The 19,285-nt window shown below is 64.2% G+C and carries 18 protein-coding genes; 13 read left to right on the plus strand and 5 right to left on the minus strand.

The window, feature by feature from the left end; translation table 11 throughout:
• Positions 1-28: 28 nt before the first annotated feature.
• The 5 genes from P9217_RS13375 to P9217_RS13395 all read left to right on the plus strand — a co-directional run bounded on the left by P9217_RS13375 (position 29) and on the right by P9217_RS13395 (position 5,104).
• Entirely contained in the window at positions 29-175 is a 147-nt protein-coding gene (locus P9217_RS13375; protein WP_082980768.1) for a hypothetical protein, read from the plus strand.
• Between the two features lie 117 nt (positions 176-292).
• Complete coding sequence (locus P9217_RS13380; RefSeq protein ID WP_278053173.1) at positions 293-1,273, plus strand: beta-propeller fold lactonase family protein; 981 nt, start codon at positions 293-295, stop codon at positions 1,271-1,273.
• A gap of 189 nt (positions 1,274-1,462) precedes the next feature.
• Complete coding sequence (locus P9217_RS13385; protein ID WP_067004095.1) at positions 1,463-1,846, plus strand: hypothetical protein; 384 nt, start codon at positions 1,463-1,465, stop codon at positions 1,844-1,846.
• A gap of 198 nt (positions 1,847-2,044) precedes the next feature.
• The gene (locus P9217_RS13390) at positions 2,045-4,291 is read left to right on the plus strand and encodes a transglycosylase domain-containing protein (protein ID WP_095800582.1); all 2,247 of its coding nucleotides are present in this window, start codon (positions 2,045-2,047) and stop codon (positions 4,289-4,291) included.
• 63 nt (positions 4,292-4,354) lie between these two features.
• Positions 4,355-5,104, plus strand: a complete 750-nt coding sequence (locus P9217_RS13395) for an SDR family oxidoreductase (protein ID WP_067004093.1) — start codon at positions 4,355-4,357, stop codon at positions 5,102-5,104.
• Between the two features lie 66 nt (positions 5,105-5,170).
• On the opposite strand, the gene ybaL is transcribed toward P9217_RS13395, so the two are convergent.
• Positions 5,171-6,973 carry a YbaL family putative K(+) efflux transporter gene (gene ybaL / locus P9217_RS13400; protein WP_278087042.1) on the minus strand — a complete coding sequence of 601 codons (1,803 nt, stop codon included), beginning with the start codon at positions 6,971-6,973 and terminating at the stop codon, positions 5,171-5,173.
• Between the two features lie 213 nt (positions 6,974-7,186).
• A complete protein-coding gene (locus P9217_RS13405; protein WP_164747059.1) occupies positions 7,187-7,627 on the minus strand; it encodes a host attachment family protein in 441 nt (146 codons plus the stop codon).
• A gap of 419 nt (positions 7,628-8,046) precedes the next feature.
• On the opposite strand from P9217_RS13405, the gene cysG reads away from it, so the two are divergent.
• From cysG to P9217_RS13435, 6 genes are all read left to right on the plus strand, one after another.
• Entirely contained in the window at positions 8,047-9,495 is a 1,449-nt protein-coding gene (cysG, locus tag P9217_RS13410; protein WP_278087043.1) for a siroheme synthase CysG, read from the plus strand.
• Positions 9,492-9,797: a DUF2849 domain-containing protein gene (locus P9217_RS13415; protein ID WP_127242316.1), complete on the plus strand. Its 306-nt coding sequence runs from the start codon at positions 9,492-9,494 to the stop codon at positions 9,795-9,797. The genes cysG and P9217_RS13415 overlap by 4 nt, the downstream gene beginning before the upstream one ends.
• A 40-nt stretch (positions 9,798-9,837) precedes the next feature.
• Positions 9,838-11,508 (plus strand): nitrite/sulfite reductase, encoded by a 1,671-nt coding sequence (locus tag P9217_RS13420; protein WP_127247052.1) that lies wholly within the window; start codon positions 9,838-9,840, stop codon positions 11,506-11,508.
• On the plus strand, positions 11,483-12,247 hold the full coding sequence (locus P9217_RS13425) for a phosphoadenylyl-sulfate reductase (RefSeq protein ID WP_067004081.1): 765 nt from the start codon (positions 11,483-11,485) through the stop codon (positions 12,245-12,247). The genes P9217_RS13420 and P9217_RS13425 overlap by 26 nt, the downstream gene beginning before the upstream one ends.
• A gap of 186 nt (positions 12,248-12,433) precedes the next feature.
• Positions 12,434-12,967: a DUF934 domain-containing protein gene (locus P9217_RS13430; RefSeq protein ID WP_067318908.1), complete on the plus strand. Its 534-nt coding sequence runs from the start codon at positions 12,434-12,436 to the stop codon at positions 12,965-12,967.
• Positions 12,968-13,209: 242 nt separating this feature from the next.
• Positions 13,210-13,830, plus strand: a complete 621-nt coding sequence (locus P9217_RS13435; RefSeq protein WP_067318906.1) for a DJ-1/PfpI family protein — start codon at positions 13,210-13,212, stop codon at positions 13,828-13,830.
• A gap of 40 nt (positions 13,831-13,870) precedes the next feature.
• Here P9217_RS13435 and P9217_RS13440 read toward each other — a convergent pair whose 3' ends face one another.
• Positions 13,871-14,071 carry a hypothetical protein gene (locus P9217_RS13440; protein ID WP_067318902.1) on the minus strand — a complete coding sequence of 67 codons (201 nt, stop codon included), beginning with the start codon at positions 14,069-14,071 and terminating at the stop codon, positions 13,871-13,873.
• 217 nt (positions 14,072-14,288) lie between these two features.
• Here P9217_RS13440 and grpE point away from each other — a divergent pair, with 217 nt between their 5' ends.
• On the plus strand, positions 14,289-14,939 hold the full coding sequence (gene grpE / locus P9217_RS13445) for a nucleotide exchange factor GrpE (RefSeq protein WP_278087044.1): 651 nt from the start codon (positions 14,289-14,291) through the stop codon (positions 14,937-14,939).
• A gap of 111 nt (positions 14,940-15,050) precedes the next feature.
• Positions 15,051-15,683, plus strand: coding sequence for a trimeric intracellular cation channel family protein (locus P9217_RS13450; protein WP_067318898.1), 633 nt, complete (start codon positions 15,051-15,053; stop codon positions 15,681-15,683).
• 109 nt (positions 15,684-15,792) lie between these two features.
• Here P9217_RS13450 and P9217_RS13455 read toward each other — a convergent pair whose 3' ends face one another.
• Together P9217_RS13455 and P9217_RS13460 are read right to left on the minus strand one after the other, a co-directional pair.
• Positions 15,793-16,677 (minus strand): GNAT family N-acetyltransferase, encoded by an 885-nt coding sequence (locus P9217_RS13455; protein WP_082953625.1) that lies wholly within the window; start codon positions 16,675-16,677, stop codon positions 15,793-15,795.
• 186 nt (positions 16,678-16,863) lie between these two features.
• The gene (locus P9217_RS13460; protein WP_278087045.1) at positions 16,864-19,143 is read right to left on the minus strand and encodes a PAS domain-containing hybrid sensor histidine kinase/response regulator; all 2,280 of its coding nucleotides are present in this window, start codon (positions 19,141-19,143) and stop codon (positions 16,864-16,866) included.
• Positions 19,144-19,285 lie beyond the last annotated feature (142 nt).

Below are 19,285 nucleotides of genomic sequence, written 5' to 3' on the forward strand. Positions count from 1 at the left end.
CGAGACTCGGCAGCAAGAAGGGGGCGAGATGAGACAGAACATGCTCTACCTCATCATCGGCGCGTTGGTCGTCGTGGTCATCGCGCTTGGCATCTACATCTACCGCGAGCAGACCAGGCCGAAGGGCGTGGAGCTCAAGATCGACGACAAGGGCATTTCGATCCAGCAGAATTGATCTCACTACGTCCGCATCTCGCGGACTTGACCGGTCGGCTCCGGATAGCGCCTATTGCATCCGGGTCCGCTTGCTGGGGCGGGGGTGGTTTTTGATATGATTCCCCGGATCGATTTCGTGGCCACCGGTGCCGTGAACGATGCGCTCGCCGCGATCGGGCGGACCGAGGACCTGCGCTTTTCGCCCGACAACCGCTTGCTTGCCGTCGCCGGATATGGACGCAGGCGATGCCTGATGCTGCGCATCGACATAGAGCCGACGGCCGGTGCAGCGAGGATCGTTATCCGCGATTTCGTGGAGCTCAGATCGGACAGCATGGGCGAGGTGCATGGCCTCGATTTCATCGACAACAGGACTTTTGTGGTCGCCAATCGCGATGGGCTGGTTGCCGTCTTCGCCCTGCCGCAAGGCGATCCGGCCGGACAAGGGCACGAAATCTCGCCACTTCGCGTGATCAAAGGCAGCCGATTTTGCAGATTGAGAACGCCCGGCTCGGTCGCCGTCAGGCGTGAGTCGCATGGCCGGCTCAGCCTGCTGGTCTGTAACAACTACACGCATCGGGTGACCCGCCATGTGATTCACGGGCGATGGGGATACCGCGCCCTGTGGAATCAGGTTCTCCTGGAGCAGGGCCTCGACATCCCGGACGGCATCGCGCTCAGCCATGACGGGCGGTGGGTCGCCGTCAGCAGCCACGGCACCAACGACGTGAAGATCTACGACATGTCGGCACCGCTTGGCGGTGAGACCCGGCCCGCCGGTGTCCTGGAAAATGCCAACTACCCGCACGGCCTGCGCTTCACGCAGGACGGCAGCCACATCCTCGTCGCCGACGCCGGCAGCCCGATGGTTCACGTCTATGCAAGCGAGGAAGGCTGGAAGGGGCGCCGCACGCCGTCGCGTTCGGTCGCCGTGCTCGACGACGAAAGCTTTCTGCGCGGCAGGGCCAGCGTCGAGGAAGGTGGGCCGAAGGGCCTCGACATAGACAGGTCGAACAGGGTCGTGGCGGTGACTTGTCAGGAACAGCCGCTGGCTTTCTACGGCCTGTCGTCGATCGTCGGTCGAAGGGCGGCGGAGCCCGAGTTCAGCGTTCCTTGACGTCCAGGATAAGCGTCTGATTTCGTCTCCATTCTGGCGAACGGCATGAAGACTGGCGGGGGCCGCGCGCAGCCCCCATCAAATCTTGCGGGGGTGGACGGCAAACGGATGACGTCCGCGCGGTTCGGCGATATCATGCTGCGCATAGGGAGTTTTGGGGCCGACCAACCTAGCCTCTAGGAGGTTGCCATGAAGCACCAAACACTGGACCAGTTGCACGCCGTTGCCGAGGTCCGCACTGCCAAACCCGTCATGAGCCGAACCCAGCGCCTCGCACGTTGGGCGGAGCTTCTCGAACGTGAGCCAAACCGGCTCCTGACCGCGCTGATCGGCACCGAATATCGTGCCCCGCGGGAACGCAATGTCATGCGGGGCGCCGGCTCGCCCATATCCGTCGCCCTGGAAGACCCCGTTCTGCACGACGAGGGTTTGAAGAACGACACCTACGGCGAAGCAAAACGCTTCTTCGAGCTGACCGACTATCAGCTGCACGAGATCGTCTGCTACTGCCATGTCGGCGATGTCATGCGGGCATCGAGAGCTGCGCTCTCGGTCCGTGCCGTGCTCGACTAGTCCGAGCCGACTCGCCCGCCTATGCAAACGCTGGAGCGCGGCCGGAATGCCACGCCGATCGCGCTCCGTCAGGTGGCCACTTACCAAACATTTGCTTTTCAATCACTTCGATTTTTCCCCACTTAACGCGCCTTTAAACCGCCGCATCTACTCTGCAACCCGAGCGCCATCGGCATCGGGGACAGCAAGCACAGCGCAATGGCGAACCGCAGAGACAGTCGCATCGAACCGAGCTTCGAGGGCTCGCCGCGGGCGAAATCCTCCGACGGCTTTTCGGTCAGCGAGGAGGATCGCGTCGTGCCGGCAAATCGTAAATCCGCAGCGAAACGCAAATCCGCCAAGGCGAAATCGCGCGGCCGGGGGCGCGATCGCAGCCAGCGCGGGCTGTTTTCCATCTTCGGCCGCCTGCTCTACTGGTGCTTCGTTTTCTGCATCTGGGGCGGCATCGCGGTGGCCGGCGTCGTCGTCTATTACGGCGCCAAGATGCCGGCGGCGACCACATGGTCGATCCCCGACCGCGCGCCCAACATCAAGATCGTCTCGGTCGACGGGCAACTCATCGCAAATCGCGGCATGAGCGGCGGCGAGGCCGTCGGCCTCAATGAAATGTCGCCATATATTCCCGAGGCTGTCGTCGCCATCGAGGATCGGCGGTTCTATTCGCATTTCGGCATCGACCCGATCGGCCTGGCGCGCGCCATGGTCACCAACGTCCTTGGCGGTCATTTCTCGCAGGGCGGCTCGACGCTGACGCAGCAGCTGGCCAAGAACCTGTTCCTGACGCCGGATCGCACGCTGGAGCGCAAGGTGCAGGAAGTGCTGCTGGCGCTGTGGCTGGAGCACAAGCACAGCAAGGACCAGATCCTCGAAATGTATCTCAACCGGGTCTATTTCGGGTCCGGCGCCTATGGCGTGGAGGCCGCCTCGCGGCGGTATTTCGGCAAGAGCGCGCGCGATGTCACGCTTTCCGAGGCAGCGCTTCTGGCCGGTCTGCTCAAGGCGCCGTCGCGGCTTTCGCCGGCGCGCGATCCCAAGGCGGCGGAAGAACGCGCACAGCTCGTGCTCGCCGCCATGCGCGAGGAAGGCAAGATCGGCGACAAGGAATACAAAATGGCGCTGAGCGCGCCGGCGACGCGCTCGCCCTCCTACTGGACCGGCTCGGAGAATTATGTCGCCGACACGGTCATGGAGGAACTTCCCGACCTGATCGGCGACGTGCGCGGCGACATCGTCATCGACACCACCGTGGATCTGACGCTGCAGAAGCTCGCCGAGCAGTCGATCCGCCGGCTGATCGACGAGAGCGGCAGAAAGCTCAACGTCACCCAGGGCGCGTTGGTGTCGATCGATGATTCCGGCGCCGTTCGCGCCATGGTCGGCGGTTACGACTATTCGACCAGCCAGTTCGATCGCGCCTCGGAAGCGCGGCGCCAGCCGGGATCGGCCTTCAAGCCTTTCGTCTACATGGCGGCGCTGGAAGCAGGCCGCACACCGGACAGCGTGCGCAACGACGCCCCGATCAGAATAGGCAAATGGACGCCGGAGAACTATGGCGGCAAATATTATGGCAAGGTGACGCTGGCCACCGCACTGGCGAAGTCCCTGAACTCGGTGGCGGCGCAACTCACCATGGAGGTCGGCCCCGACGCCGTGGTTGAGGCCGCGCACCGCATGGGCATCCAATCCGACCTGCAGTCGAACACCTCGATCGCGCTCGGCACCTCGGAAGTGACGCCGCTGGAACTGACCGCCGCCTATGTGCCTTTCGCCAATGGCGGCTACAAGCCGGATATCCGTTTCATCCAGCGCGTCACCACGGCTAGCGGCAAGGTGCTCTACGAAAACAATGGCGGCAGCGCGCCGCGCGTCCTCAAGGCCGACATCGTCGGCATGATGAACTCTATGATGACGGGCACGGTCGAAGTCGGCACCGCCAAGAAGGCGGCCTTCAACTGGCCCTCGGCCGGCAAGACCGGCACCAGCCAGAATTCACGCGACGCCTGGTTCGTCGGCTATACCGCCAACCTCACGACGGGTGTGTGGTTCGGCAATGACGACGGCAGCCCGATGAAGAAGGTGACCGGCGGCGCCTTGCCGGCGCAGGCCTGGCACGAATTCATGGTCGCCGCGCATGAAGGCTTGCCGGTCAGGCCGTTGCCCGGCACCTGGAAATCGACGCCGCCCGATACGGTTGTGCCGGACGAGATACCCTCGGCGGACAACTCGCAGCCGGCGCCGCCGGCGCCCGTCGGCCAGTCGAGCCCTGTCGCCCAGGCGCCCGCACGGCAGGCGCGTCCAGCCCAGACGGTCGATGCCGATGGCTTCGATATGCCGAGCGACGGCGGTACCACCGCCTCGGTCGGGCATCCGGTGCCGCCCGGCGATGTCGGCGGCCCGAAGAAAAGGCGGCAGACGTCGATTCTCGACATCCTCAGCGGCGGTTGAGCGGCAACTCGCCTCTCGCAATGGCTGGCGCCTTCGGCTACATGTCCGGCCGGAGATAAAGCCATGGCCGAAATCGACAGCAGAAAAACCATCGTGCTCACCGGCGCCAGCCGCGGCATCGGCCATGCGACGGTGAAACGCTTTTCACGCGAGGGCTGGCGCGTCATCACCTGCTCGCGACAGGCCTTTGCCGAGGACTGTCCATGGCCGGCCGGTCCCGAAGACCACATCAAGGTCGACCTTGCCGACCAGGAGGATGTCGGCATTGCCGTCTCGGAAATCCGCCACCGGCTGGAGGCGCATGGCGGGCAGTTGCACGCGCTGGTCAACAATGCTGGCATCTCGCCGAAGCTCAAGGACGGCGGCCGGATGAACTCGATCGAGACGCCGATGCATGTCTGGCGCGACGTGTTCCAGGTCAATTTCTTCGCGCCGATCATGCTGGCGAGAGGGCTGTTCAAGGAACTCGCCGCCGCCAAGGGCTCAATCGTCAACGTGACCTCGATCGCCGGCACGCGCGTGCATCCATTTGCCGGCACGGCCTATGCGACGTCGAAGGCGGCGCTGGGTTCTCTGACGCGCGAGATGGCGCATGACTTCGGGCCGCACGGCATCCGCGTCAATGCGATCGCGCCGGGCGAGATCGACACGGCGATCCTGTCGCCCGGCACCGACAAGATCGTCGAGACGATCCCGCTGAGAAGGCTGGGCGCCACGTCGGAAGTGGCCGACATCATCTTTTTCCTGTGTTCGGGCCAGGCGTCCTACGTGACCGGCTCGGAAATCCACATCAATGGCGGCCAGCACGTGTGACTTCCATCTCAGCGACATCGCTTCCGTTATTCGTTTCCTGATCCGCTTGGTTTGTGCAGACGAGCGTCAGGCAGGCCGCGGCCTGATCTCGACAGCGGCGTCGTCCAGCCGAGCGGGTGACATGCCGGTAACCGCCTCGACAATGCCGCGTGCTATTTCGCGCTCGCCCATGATCACGGTGTCGGCGCCGAGAGCCTTGAGATGCTCGACCTCGGCATCGGAATGGGCGCGCGCAATGACGCTGATGCCGGGATTGGCCGCGCGCGCCCGCAGCACCACCTGTCCCGCCTCGAAGGCGTTGGGGATGGCGAGGATCAGCCGTTTGGCGCCTTCCGGATTGGCGGCCGCGAAGACGTCCGCATTGGCGGCGTTGCCGGCCACCGTTTCGACGCCCTCGGCCCTCAGCTTCGACAGCGTCTTGTCGGCATCCTCGACAACCAGGAAGGGCAGGGCGGCTTGTTTCAGCGCGGCACCCACGAGGCTGCCGACACGTCCATAGCCGATCAGGATGGAATGGTCGGTGAGTCCCGTTCGCGGCGGCAGACCATTCTCGCTTTCAGACACTGCCGCCGCCGAGGCCACCTGGCCGGGCTCGGTCGCCGGGCCGATCGGCCTTGATTCCTCGGGCTCTGCCGTTTTGCCGGCGCGCTTTTCCAGCCACGGCTTCATCCTGTCGACGATCAGGAACATCAGCGGGTTGAGCAGGATCGACAGGATGGCGCCGGCCAGAATGAGGTCGCGGCCCTGTTCGGGCAGTAGCTTCAACCCGACGCCGAGCTCGGCCAGGATGAAGGAGAATTCGCCGATCTGGGCAAGGCTGGCCGAGATCATCAGCGCGGTCGCGACCGGATAGCGGAAGGCGATCACGATGACGAAAGCGGCGAGCGTTTTGCCGATGAGGATGATGGCTAAGGTCGCCAGGATCGGCAGGCCGTTGCTGACCAGGCTGAACGGATCGAACAGCATGCCGACGGAAACGAAGAACAGCACGGAAAAAGCGTCGCGCAGCGGCAGCGATTCTTCCGCCGCCCGGTGGCTGAGCTCGGACTCGCTCATGACCATGCCGGCGAAGAAGGCGCCGAGCGCCAGCGAGACGCCGAACAGCTTCGCCGCGCCGAAGGCGACGCCGAGCGCGATGGCAAGCACCGAGAGCCGGAACAGCTCGCGTGAGCCGGTATGGGCGACATAGTGCAGGATCCAGGGGATGACCCTGCGGCCTACGACCAGCATGACGACGACGAAGGCGACGACCTTGGCCAGCGTTATGCCGACCACGCCCCATATGCCGTGGCTGGCGGGCAGCGAAAGCAGGCTCGCATGGTCGTCGGCCTGCGGCTGGCCGCCAAGCACGCCGGCGAGCGCCGGCAAAAGCACCAGCGCCAGCACCATGGCCAAATCCTCGACGATCAGCCAGCCGACGGCGATGCGGCCGCGCTCGGTCTCGATCAGCCGCCGCTCCTGCATGGCGCGCAGCAGGACGACGGTCGAGGCGACGGAGAGCGCGAGGCCGAAGACAAGGCCGGCGCCGAGCGACCAGCCAAGCAGCCAGGCGAGGCCGACGCCGAGCAGCGTGGCAAAGCCGATCTGCACGACGGCGCCGGGCACGGCGATTGCGCGGACCGACAAAAGATCCTTCAGCGAGAAATGCAGGCCGACGCCGAACATCAGCAGGATGACGCCAATCTCGGCGAGCTCGTTGGCAAGGCTGGCGTCGGCGACGAAGCCCGGCGTGTTCGGCCCGACCAGCACGCCAGCCACGAGATAGCCGACCAGCGGCGGGATGCGGAATCGGTTGGCCAATGCTCCGAAAACGAAGGCAAGCCCCAAACCGGCGACGATGGTGGCGATCAGGGGCGTGTCATGCGGCATTGTCTATGGAGCGCCTTTCGAGAATTCACGATGTCGATAAGCGCCGCCCGAGGGCCGCCGCCCCTTCGCAATATGGTCGGGGGAGGGGCGGTGACGCAACCACCGCTACACGGAAATCGGCGCCGCGATCGGGCGCCGGATGAGAAATCAGAGCGAGCCGCCATGAGGGGGCCACGGCATCAATCCCCTGCACTGTGCGTTCCTGCGTGCCGCTCAGGCCGCTTTGAGCAGATTCTCGATGTCGAAGACGGTATGATTGGTCAGCGTCTTGGGGATTTCGGCCTGCACTTTTTCACTGACTTCCTTGTGCAGCTTCTGACGCATCTCGCCGAGCACCTGCGGCGGCGCGATCAGCACGAGCTGGTCGAACTCACCCCGATGTGCAAGCTTGTAGAGCCGATCGGCAATATCGCTTGCGAAACGTTCCTTGCCGAGGCGATGCCAGTCGGTTTCTTCGATCGCGCTGCGTGGCCCTTCGGCATACCGGCCCGGTTTATCGGTGCCTTGCTCCCTGGTGGCGGGATTTTCCTGCTCCATCTCCTGAACCACCTCGAGGTTCGGAAACTTGCTGTCGCCTTCATTGCGGAGGAAAAGCGCCTTCTCGCCGTCGGCCACGACCACCCAGAGACCGCGTTTAAGCTTGATGTTCATGATTTTCCTCCTTGCCTTGAGCACAAATCGAGCCCCGCGAGAGCGGCTCGACCGACGGGATGGATCGTTAGCGAAACGTGCCGCCGAGCATGATAGTTCCGGATCAACTAACGACTGCAGGATGTGCTGCAAGCGGCAGCGATCTCACCCACCAGCAAGACGCGTCTTAATCTACTTAATTGGTAGAATTTAGAAAAAACCGTTTTGCCGTGTCGGCTGCACGGCGCTAAAAACTCTGCCGGATCAGTAGCTCTCGGAGAGGTGCCCGACCACCTCAAGCTCCGACGTAGAATTTTTTTCTCCTGCCTTTCGCGGCTGCGAAAAAGCGATTGCCTGCCATCAAGGGATGCGCGAGTGCTTGCCTTCTGGTTTTTCCCAGGCCCGCATAAAACTGCCAGACTGTTCTCGTACTGTTTATCGCCATGTCGCCAGCCAATGCCAAGCTCAACGCCTTCCCCGTCTTCCTGCGGGTCGACGGCGAAGCCGTGGCCATCGTCGGCAACGGCGAGGAGGCACTGGCCAAGGCCAGGCTGCTTGCTCAGTCAAACGCGACGCTGCGCATCATTGCGGACAATGCCGATCCCGAGCTTCTGAATTTCATTGCAACCGCCGGCGCTGTCCACGTCGATGTCGCCTACGATGCCGCGCACCTCGAGGACGCGGCCATGGTGTTTGCCGCCAGCGGCGACGAGGCGCTCGACCGCCGCGTGGTCGAAGACGCCCGCCGGCTGGGCATTCCGGTCAACGCCGTCGACCGGCCTGAGCTCTGCGATTTCTTCACACCGGCGCTGGTCAACCGCGCGCCGGTCGCCATCGCCATCGGCACCGAGGGCGCCGGCCCTGTGCTGGCGCAGCTGCTGCGGGTGCGCATCGATCGCATGCTGTCGCCGTCGCTTGGCCGGCTGGCAGCCTTGGCGTCGTCGTTTCGCACTGCTGCCGAGCGGCTGCCGAAGGGCAATCGCCGCCGCCGGTTCTGGAGCGATTTCTTCGCCGGCCTCCCGGCCAAGGCGGTTGAAGCCGGAGAGTTCGCCAGGGCGCATAGTGCTGCGCTCGAACTTCTGACTTCGGACGCGCCGACCGCAGGTCACATCGCTCTGGTCGGCGCCGGCCCGGGCGCGGAGGATCTTTTGACGCTGCGCGCCCACCGCCTGCTGATGGAGGCCGACGCGATCGTCTATGACGCGCTGGTGCCGGAAGCGATCGTCGCCATGGGGCGCCGCGATGCCGAGCGCTTGCCTGTCGGCAAGCGCAAGGGCTGCCATTCCAAGAGCCAGGAAGAAATCAACGCTCTGCTCATCGAGCTTGGCCGCGCCGGCAAGCGCGTGGTGCGGCTGAAATCAGGCGATCCGCTTGTGTTCGGGCGGGCGGGCGAGGAAATGGCAGCACTTCGCGAGGCCGGCATCGCCTATGAGGTGGTTCCGGGCGTGACCGCCGCCTTCGCCGCGGCCGCCGATTTCGAATTGCCGCTGACGCTGCGCGGCGTGACGTCCTCGATGGTGTTCACCACCGGACATGACCTCAAGGGCAACTCACTGCCCGATTGGGCAAAGCTTGCCATTTCCGGCGCCACCGTCGCCGTCTATATGGGCCGCTCGGTTGCAGCCGAAGTCGCCGGCCGGCTGATCGAAGCCGGGCTGTCGCCCGATACCGCCGTCGCCGTGGTGGAGAATGCCAGCCTTGGCAATCGCCGCCGCTTCCACGGCACGCTCGCCGACCTGCCGTCGCTGGAAGCGCGCGCCGATCTTACCGGTCCGGTCATGACCATCATCGGCGACGCGGTCGCCGGCGCCAATTTCGAACAATCCGAGCCGCTTGCGGCGCACACGCGTGAAGATACGGCCGCCGTAGCGGCCGAAGGAGTTGAGCAATGAAGGTTCTGACCGCGAACAGGCTCTCGGACGGTATCGCCGTCTGGTACGCCGATGGCGGCTGGGCGGAGACCGTCACTCGTGCCGACATCGCCCATGACAAGGCGGCCGAGGATCGGCTCGAGGCCATCGGCGCCGCGGCCGCTGCCAGCAACGAAGTCGTCGACGTCAACCTGATCGATGTGACCGTGATCAACGGCGCGGTCGAGCCGGTGCGGCTGCGCGAGAAGATCCGCGCCGCGGGCCCCACCATCCGCACCGACCTCGGCAAGCAGGCCAGCCCGGCTCCGGCACGGGCGGCATAGAACACAAGAAAGCGGGCGGACGGGCCCTGAAAGACGAAGCATGTACCGTTACGACGAGTTCGACCACGATTTCGTAAAGGCCCGCGTCGCCGAGTTCAGCGACCAGGTGCAGCGCCGGCTTGCCGGCGATATCACCGAGGACCAGTTCCGGCCGCTCCGGCTGATGAACGGCGTCTATTTGCAGCTGCACGCCTATATGCTGCGTATCGCCGTGCCCTATGGCACGCTGAACAGCAGGCAATTGCGCATGCTCGGCCACATCGCCCGCAAATACGACAAGGGCTACGGCCACTTCACCACGCGCCAGAACATCCAGTTCAACTGGCCGGCGCTGTCCGACATCCCGGCGATCCTTGCTGATCTGGCGAGTGTCGAAATGCATGCCATCCAGACCAGCGGCAACTGCATCCGCAACGTCACCGCGGATCATTTCGCCGGCGCGGCCGCCGACGAGGTTGCCGATCCGCGTCCCTATGCGGAGATCCTGCGCCAGTGGTCGTCGGTGCATCCGGAGTTCTCGTACCTGCCGCGCAAGTTCAAGATCGCGGTGACCGGCGCCGAGCGTGATCGCGCCGCCATCCAGACGCACGACATCGGGCTGCATCTGAAGAAGAACGCGGCCGGCGAGCTGGGCTTTGCCGTCTATGTCGGTGGCGGCCAGGGCCGCACGCCGATGGTCGCCAAGAAGATCCGCGACTTCCTGCCGGAAGCCGAGCTGTTGTCCTACTGCACGGCGATCCTGCGCGTTTACAACCTCTATGGCCGCCGCGATAACAAGTACAAGGCGCGTATCAAGATCCTCGTCCACGAGACCGGGGTCGAGGAGATCACCCGCCAGATCGAGGCCGAATGGCAGGAGTTGAAGGACGCGGAGCTGAAGCTGCCGGACGCCGACATCCAGGCGATCAATGCCTATTTCGCGCCGCCGGCATTGCCTGACCGGCCGGAAGGCGACGCGCAGGTGAAGCAGACGCGGCTCGATTCCAAGAGTTTTTCGGAGTGGCTCGACCAGAATGTCGTAACGCATCGCCACCCCGACTATGCGGCGGTGACGATCTCGCTCAAGGGCATCGGCGAGGTGCCCGGCGACGCCTCCGACAGCCAGATGGAGGCGGTTGCCGACATCGCCGAGAAATACGCTTTCGACGAGCTGCGCGTCAGCCACGAGCAGAACCTGATCCTGCCGCATGTGGCGCGCGCCGACCTCAAGGCCGTCTATGACGCGCTGGTCGAGATCGGCTTGGCGACCGCCAATTCCAACCTGATCAGCGATATCATCTCCTGCCCCGGCCTCGATTATTGCGCGCTTGCCACGGCGCGTTCGATTCCGGTCGCGCAGGAAATCTCGCGCCGCTTCGCCTCGCTGGAGCGGCAACGCGAGATCGGTGAGCTGAAGCTGAAGATTTCCGGCTGCATCAACGCCTGCGGCCACCACCATGTCGGCCATATCGGCATTCTCGGCGTGGAGAAGAAGGGCTCCGAGCTCTACCAGGTCACGCTTGGCGGCTCGGCCGACGAGAACACGTCGGTCGGCGAGATCATCGGCCGCGGTTTCTCTTCGGAAGAAATCACCGATGCCATCGAGCAGATCGTCGACACCTATCTCGGCCTTCGGCTCAATCCCAGTGAACGTTTTATCGACGCCTACCGCCGTGTCGGTCCCGCGCCGTTCAAGGAGGCGCTCTATGCTGGCGAAACCAAGGCCGCTTGACCGGATCGGCGGCGTCGAGGCCGGCGTTGCCGCGGAAGCGGCGGGGCTCGACGCGCTGCTCGGCCATCTGAAGCCGATCGAGATCATCGAGCGCTCGGCGCGTGAATTCTTCCGCGGCGAGGTTGCCGCCGTGTCGTCCTTCGGCGCCGATTCGGCAGTCCTCCTGCACATGATTGCCGAGATCGACCGCTCGCTGCCGGTGATCTTTCTCGACACCGGCAAGCATTTCGAGGAGACGCTGGGCTACCGCGACGCGCTGGTCGCCGATTTCGGGCTGACCGATGTCAGAGTGATTAAGCCGAACGAAGCGGCGCTCGAACGCGTCGATCCGACCGGCCGGCTGCATGAGACCGCTACCGACGCGTGCTGCAACCTGCGCAAGGTCGAGCCGCTGGCGCGTGGCGTCGAGCCGTTCCGCGCCTGGTTCACCGGTCGCAAGCGCTTCCAGGCTTCGACGCGCGCGGCACTCCCGGTCTTCGAGGCCGTCGGCTCGCGCATCCGCATCAATCCGCTTGCGCATTGGACGACATCCGACCAGGCCGACTACATGCGCGCGCATGCGCTGCGCGAAAACCCGCTGGTCGCCTATGGCTATCTGTCAATCGGCTGCTTCCCCTGCACGCAGCCGGTACAGCCAGGCGAGGATGCGCGCAGCGGCCGCTGGGCGGGGCACGCCAAGACCGAGTGCGGCATCCATCTGTCGGGGCTGGAGAAGTCGCTGACCGACGCATCACTTTAAGGACAGCCGCTACTCAGGTGAGGCCGGCCTGCAAATGGCGGGTTCCTGCGCTTTCGGAGCTCGCGTAGTTGAAGTACGCTCCGCTCCCGTTCTCGAAAGCCACCATTTTCGACTCCGGGCCGACCTGAACAGCGACATATCCTTTCATTCTTAGGGCATTAGGATCTTAGGGCATTAGGAATTTTGATGACTGAGCCGACCAAATCGGAAACCCGCCTGTGGACCCCGAACGGTTTCCGCGAGGACGAATGGACCCATGCCGAGAGCGCCGAAGCGCTTGCCGGCAATGGCCGCTTCATCCTCCCGTTGCAGGCCTTTCTCGGGCTCGATGACGATATCCGCAGGTCGGCCAAGGAGCGCCTCGGCGTGCTCCTGCTCCCCGGCGACGAGCTCGACAAGATCGTCGGCCTGCTCGACCAGCTGTCGCTGGTGGCGCTTGCCTTCCCGGCCTTCAACGACGGCCGCTCCTTCTCCAAGGGCGAATTGCTGCGCACCCGGCATAACTTCAAAGGCGCGGTGCGCGCCACGGGCCAGGTCCTGGTCGATCAATTGCCGCATATGCTGCGGCTCGGCTTCGACGAGTTCGAGGTCTCCAATCCGGTGCTGTTGAAGCGGCTGGAGGAAGGGCGCACAGGAGGCTTGCCAGTCTATTACCAGCCGGCGGTAGAGCCGGAAGCCAAGGGCCCGAAATATTCCTGGCGGCGCAAACGCCCGGGCTGAGCCGTCCCCGCGCTGACCGCCGAAGGCAGCCATCCGGTAAACCAAGCGAGCCTGCAGCTTTGGTCTGACCAAGCACCTTGCTTTTGACGCCTTGGCGCAGTCGATTCAGTTCTACGCGCCTCTTTCCAACAATCTGGTCAGACCACTTCTGCGAATTTCACTTTCTCTTTTGCCGTCTTGCCCTTAGGATACGGTGATTATTTCGCGCTCCGAAATAAACAGCCGGCAAAGGAGGAAACGGCATGGTAGGCAAGAAGATACTGATGCTCGTTGGCGAGTTCAGCGAAGAATACGAGATTTTCGTTTTTGAGCAGGCGATGCATGCGGTCGGCCACACAGTCCATGTCGTCTGCCCGGACAAGAAGGCCGGCGACGTGCTCAAGACCTCGCTGCACGACTTCGAGGGCCATCAGACCTATACGGAAAAGCTCGGCCACGACTATATCCTCAACAAGACATTCGCCGAGGTGAATCCCGCCGATTACGACGCGGTCTACGCTGCGGGCGGACGCGGGCCGGAATATATTCGCATCGACAAGCGCGTGCAGGCGCTGGTCAGGCATTTCCACGAGACCGGCAAGCCGATCTTCACCATCTGCCACGGTGTGCAAATCCTGATCGCGGTCGACGGCGTGGTGCGCGGCAGGGAGGTGGCGGCGCTGCAGTATTGCGAGCCCGAAGTGACGCTTGCCGGGGGCACCTATATCGACGTGTCGCCGACCGGCGCGCATGTCGACGGCAATCTGGTTTCGGCAAAGGGATGGCCCGGCCTTGCGTCGTTCATGCGGGAGTGCCTCAAGGTGCTTGGCACCGAGATCCGTCATGGCGAGGCTCTGATGCGCGACGAGCGCAGAGCCGCATAGCTCCTCAGCGCCTTACGCTGTGGAACTGGGGAAGGGCGGTCTAGTGCTGCCGCTGGCCGTCCGCCTTGTCCGTCTCGGCGCCGTCCAGGCGGTCGAGCAGATCCGTGAACTGCTTGGGCACTTCTTTTTCCAGGCGAAATGCCGGAAGCGTGCGCAGAAGGCGCTTGGTCGCTTCGGTGCCAACCTGTCGCCTGATATCGTCGGCGAGCTTGGCGCGCCTTTCGCCGATGTTGCCCTTCATGGTCCCAAAATCCTGTGTCGGCTTCGAAACTCTCGCAGCCCGGCAATGGTTCCGCATAGGCCCTTAGCGGCAAGCAAAGCCGTCCGGTACGGTAAAATTTGAATTAATTTGGAACGATCGCGGAAGGGCCGTCATCGGTGCTTGCCCCTTGATTTTTGGCCCCTAAACCTCGATATCGGGCGCAAATCCAAACCAATCCGAATGACGGGAAACGGCGATGAGCGACCAGGCAAAAGACGAACGCGCGCCCGAGGAAATCGAAGCCAGCCAGGCTTCCGAGGCCCGGGCTTCCGGCGAACGTGCGGAAGGCGGCGTCGACGGCGACTATGAGGCGCTTGTGCGGTTGCTGAAGGAAAACGAGGAACTGAAGGATCGGGCGCTTCGCGTAGCTGCCGAAATGGAGAATCTGCGGCGCCGTACCGCGCGTGATGTACATGACGCACGCACCTACGCTGTGGCCAATTTCGCGCGCGACATGCTGTCGGTGTCGGACAATTTGCGCCGCGCGCTGGACGCCATTCCGACCGAGGCCAAGGCCTCCGGCGATGCCGGCTTCAAGGCGCTGATCGAGGGCGTCGACCTCACCGAGCGCGCCATGCTGGCGGCGCTGGAGCGGCACGGGGTGAAGAAGCTTGCGCCCGAAGGCGAGAAGTTCGACCCGAACTTCCATCAGGCGATGTTCGAAGTGCCCAACCCCGACCTTCCGGCCGGGACCGTGGTCCAGGTCGTGCAACCCGGCTATTCGATCGGCGAGCGCGTGTTGAGGCCGGCGATGGTCGGCGTCTCCAAGGGCGGCCCAAAGGCCGCCGCCGCCGAAGCGCCGGTCGAGCCGGGTCCGGTGAACGAGCAGGCCGAGAAGGATGCGTGAAGGGAGCCAATAGCGAATAGGGAATAGCGAATAGGGAAGGACGGTACCAACCGCACCGCTTCGTGATATTCACTGTGCACTGACTATTCGCCAATCACTATTCGCTCGCCCATGAATCCCATCGAGCTGCTCGACTATGCCGGCGTCGCCGTCTTCGCGGCGACCGGCGCGCTTGCCGCGTCACGCAAAGAGCTCGATATCATCGGCTTCCTGTTTCTGGCCAGCATCACCGGCATTGGTGGCGGAACGCTGCGCGACGTCATTCTCAACCTGCCGGTGTTCTGGGTCGCCAACAGCGGCTATGTGCTGATCTGCGCCGTGATGGCAGTGCTTGTCTTCTTCAGCGCCCATCGTGTGGAATCCCGCTACAAGCTGCTGCTCTGGCTCGATGCGATCGGACTTGCCGCCTTTGCGGTGATGGGGGCTGCAAAGGGCCTGGCGATCACCGGCTCCCCGGTCGTTTCGGTCATCACCGGGGTGCTCACCGCGACCTTCGGCGGCATATTGCGCGACCTGATCGCAGGCGAGCCTTCCGTGCTGCTCAGGCCCGAAATCTATGTCACCGCGGCGCTTGCGGGTGCAGCGCTCTTCACGGTTGGCGATCTCGTTGGCATGTCGGCCCTGCCATCCAGCCTGCTCGGCTTTGCGGCGGCCTTCCTGGTGCGGGGCGGGGCGCTCAAATTCGGCTGGTCGTTCCCGGCCTATAAGAGCCGGCCCGGGCGAAGGCCGGAGGATATTCCGTGATAGCAAACAGCGAATAGCGAATAGCGAGTAGCGAATAGGGCTGTTGTAGTCAGCCTACTATCGTTAGTTCCTTCGCTATTCGCTATTCGCTATTCGCTATTCGCCAGACTCACGCCGCGAAACGCTGGCCTTCGCCGCCATAGTAGTTGACGTAGCGGGCGCCGATCTCCTTGACCGGCATGACGACGAAAATGTCGACGGTCGAGAATTCGTGGTCGATGACGCAGCCGTCGCCGATGCGGGCGCCGACACGCAGATAGCCTTTGACGAGCGGCGGCATGGCGGCGATCGCGGCCTTGGCATTGACCGCCTCGATCGGCATCAAGTCCATCGAGCAGTAGCGGCCGGCCACCGCCCGGACATCCCAGGCCTGGTCGGTGCGGCAGTGATGGGCGAGATAGGTAAGCGCCTCCGCATGCGCCGCCGGCACGGTGCCGTGGAAGGAGGCGCAGCCGGTCATCACGCCGATGCCATAGTGGTTGATATAGGCCCAGATGCCTTGCCAGAGCGCCTCGATGGTGCGCTTGGAGCGGTATTCCGGCAGCACGCAGGAGCGCCCGAGTTCCAGGAAGCGTTGGCCCGGATGGCGCGCCACCAGCTTGGTCAGCTCGAACTCGCCCTCGGAGTAGAAGCCGCCCGCCGCGGTGGCGATCTCCTGCCGCAGCAGGCGATAGGTGCCGACGATACGGCGGTGCTCTGGGCCGGGAAGCGAGGTGTCGAAAACCAGGAGATGATCGCAGAGCGGGTCGAAGCGGTCGGCATCGCGCCGATCCTGCGCCTGGAACAAATCCTTCCTCGCGCCGAGCTCGTCATAGAATACCCGATAACGCACTTCCTGGGCGGCGGCGATCTCGGCCCCGTTGCGGGCGAGCCGCACTTCCAGGTTGCCGATGCGGCCCAGCGGTGCGCCGCTTGCGAAAGCGTCGGCGGCACGCGCGCCGAGAAGGGCGCTGGCGTTCGGCCGAGTATCGCATTCAGGCATGACTGTATGCACGAGTGATTCTCCTTCGAGCCATCCCTCTTGGCACGGGGATACGGTGTAGGTGCAACAGGATTGTGACAGTACCGTGATACGGCGATCCCGGCAATACTTCGTCGGCTGGGCAATACCCTCAACCGGCTATCTTATGGCTGCGAAAGCCAAGCAATCCAAGGCGTTCGGGAAAGTCTAAAATATTCGTTACGCCGCGGCCTGGCTCTCGACGGCCTGGACGAGCGCATCGGGGTCGAGAGGCTTGGTGACGAAGCCGCTGGCGCCGTGGGCCAAAACCGTGTGGCGCGTCTTTTCCTGGCTGTCGGCCGAAAGCACCATGATCGGGATCGGCGGGACGGCAAGCGCTTCCTCATGGCGGCGGATGGCGGCGATCGCGTCCAGCCCGTCCATCACCGGCATGTGGAGATCCATCAGCACGACATCGAAACGATGCTTGAGGCCGGCGTCGGTGACGGCTTCGACCGCGGCCTTGCCGTTGCCGACGATCTTGACGCGATGTCCGGCCTTGAGCAGCGTGGCGCGGGCAAGCATCGCGTTGATGTCATTGTCCTCCGCGATCAGCACGGACAAGCCCTTGTCGCGGCGGCGGACGGACGCGGCGCCGCGCGGTTCCGACCGCGGCTCGGCGGGTGCCGGCACATGACTGGTCAACAGCACGCGCAGCAGCGTTTCGCCGCGCACCGGCCGGGCGAGGAACGTCGCGTAGCCGTTGGCGCGGAATTCGCCGAGCATGCCGCGATCGGCGGGTGCGATCAGGGTGATGGCCTGGCAGTCGACAAAACCGCTCTGACGCAGCCGCTTGAGCAGGCGGCCGTCGCTGTTCTCGAGCGCGGCGTCGACCAGAAGCACGTTGCAGCCGGCGGCGAAGGCAATGGCCTGGTCCGGCGTGGCCGCGATCTCGACGGCACCGCCATGTGCGCGGATGGTGCGAGCGATGGCATCGGCCTCGACGGCATTCTTGGACACGATCACCGCGCGTCGGCCCGAGAGGATGTCTCGGCGATACTGTGGCGGTTGGGTTGCCGCGGTCGCCGGAATGTCGAAGACGAATTCGGATCCCTCGCCTAGCCGGCTCGAAACCGAGATCGTGCCGCCCATGGCGATCACCAGGCGCTTGGAGATGGCGAGGCCGAGACCGGCGCCGCCGTGCACCCTGGTCGAAGTACCGTCGGATTGCTCGAATTCCTCGAAGATGCGCTCCATATCCTCTTCGCGCAGCCCCGGACCGGTGTCGGCGATGGTGAAGCGGATGCGGTCGGTGCTCTCGGTGCTGGCGCGCGCGACGGTAAGCAGCACGCCGCCTGTGTCGGTGAACTTGACGGCATTGCCGATGAGGTTGAGCAGCACCTGGCGCACGCGACCGGGGTCGGCGGTGATCATCTGCGGCACGTCGGGTTCGACGTGACAGCCGAGGCCGATGGTCTTGGAGAAGGCCTTCGCGGCCAGCAGCTCGATGATGTTGTCGGCGATCTCACGCAGTGATGTCGGCTGCGGCTCGGGATCGAAGCGGCCGGCCTCGATCTTGGAGTAGTCGAGCAGATCCTCGATCAGCGCCAGCAGCGAGCTTGCGGAAGTCGAGACGGCGCCGACATAGGTACGCTGCTCGGGCGACAGGTCGGTGTCGGCAAGCAGCTTCGCCATGCCCATGATGCCATTCATCGGCGTGCGGATCTCGTGGCTGACGGTGGCAAGGAAGCGCGACTTGGCCTGGCTGGCGTATTCGGCCCGCTCGCGGGCGGTGATCAGCGACGATTCGGCGCGCTTGCGGGCGGTGATGTCACGGGCGATCGCCCGGTGCGAAACAGCACCGGTGTCCCTGTCCCGCACCGAGAGCTCGATCCAGGAGAACCAGCGCGGCCCGTTCGGCGTGCGGATGGCGACATCGGTGGAGCTCAGGCATTCATGATCCGAAAAGGCGGCCTCGGGCACGACGCCGACGTCGATGCCGAGCTCGGAAAGCGTCTTGCCTGCGAGGTCGCGCTGATCGATCTCGACGAGCGAGGCGAACACCTTGTTGGCGTAGACGATGTGGCCGTCGCGGTCGCGATGGACAACGAGGTCGCCGAGCGCATCGATCAGACCGCGAAAACGCTCTTCGCTCTCCTGCATCTCCCACATGCGATCGGCGAGGGTCTCGATCTCGGCGCGGCTACGGGCGGCCGTCTCGTCGAGAAGTGCGGCGGTGCGCCGCTCGGCGCGCTGGTTGCGCAGATGCATCATCAGGCCGCCCAGACCCGTCGCCAGGAGGCCTATGGTGATGAAGATCGGCGCTCCGGTGAGATGCGCCAGCCCGGCCAGGACGACTATGGCGACGATCGTCAGGAACGGCAGGCCTTCATGACTGTCCGCTTGCAATGCGGGGACCAGCGGCGGCGCGACAAGCACCTGCCGCTTCGGCGCGTCAGGACCCAGTCCGTCGTCGCCTGCGGCTTTGCTGTCCTGTCTGAAGTCGGAGTCCGCGAGCATGCGGAAAACCTTGCCAGACAGAGATTATGGAAGATTGCGGCGGATCGTTCGAATTTTAGTCGTCCGTGCCGATAACCGGCAGTTTTTGCCTGATTTTGGGCAGTTCGGACGGGAAATCGCCGAACGCTATTCCTGGGATCGC

Source organism: Mesorhizobium sp. WSM4989, from assembly GCF_029625795.1.
GTDB lineage: Bacteria > Pseudomonadota > Alphaproteobacteria > Rhizobiales > Rhizobiaceae > Mesorhizobium.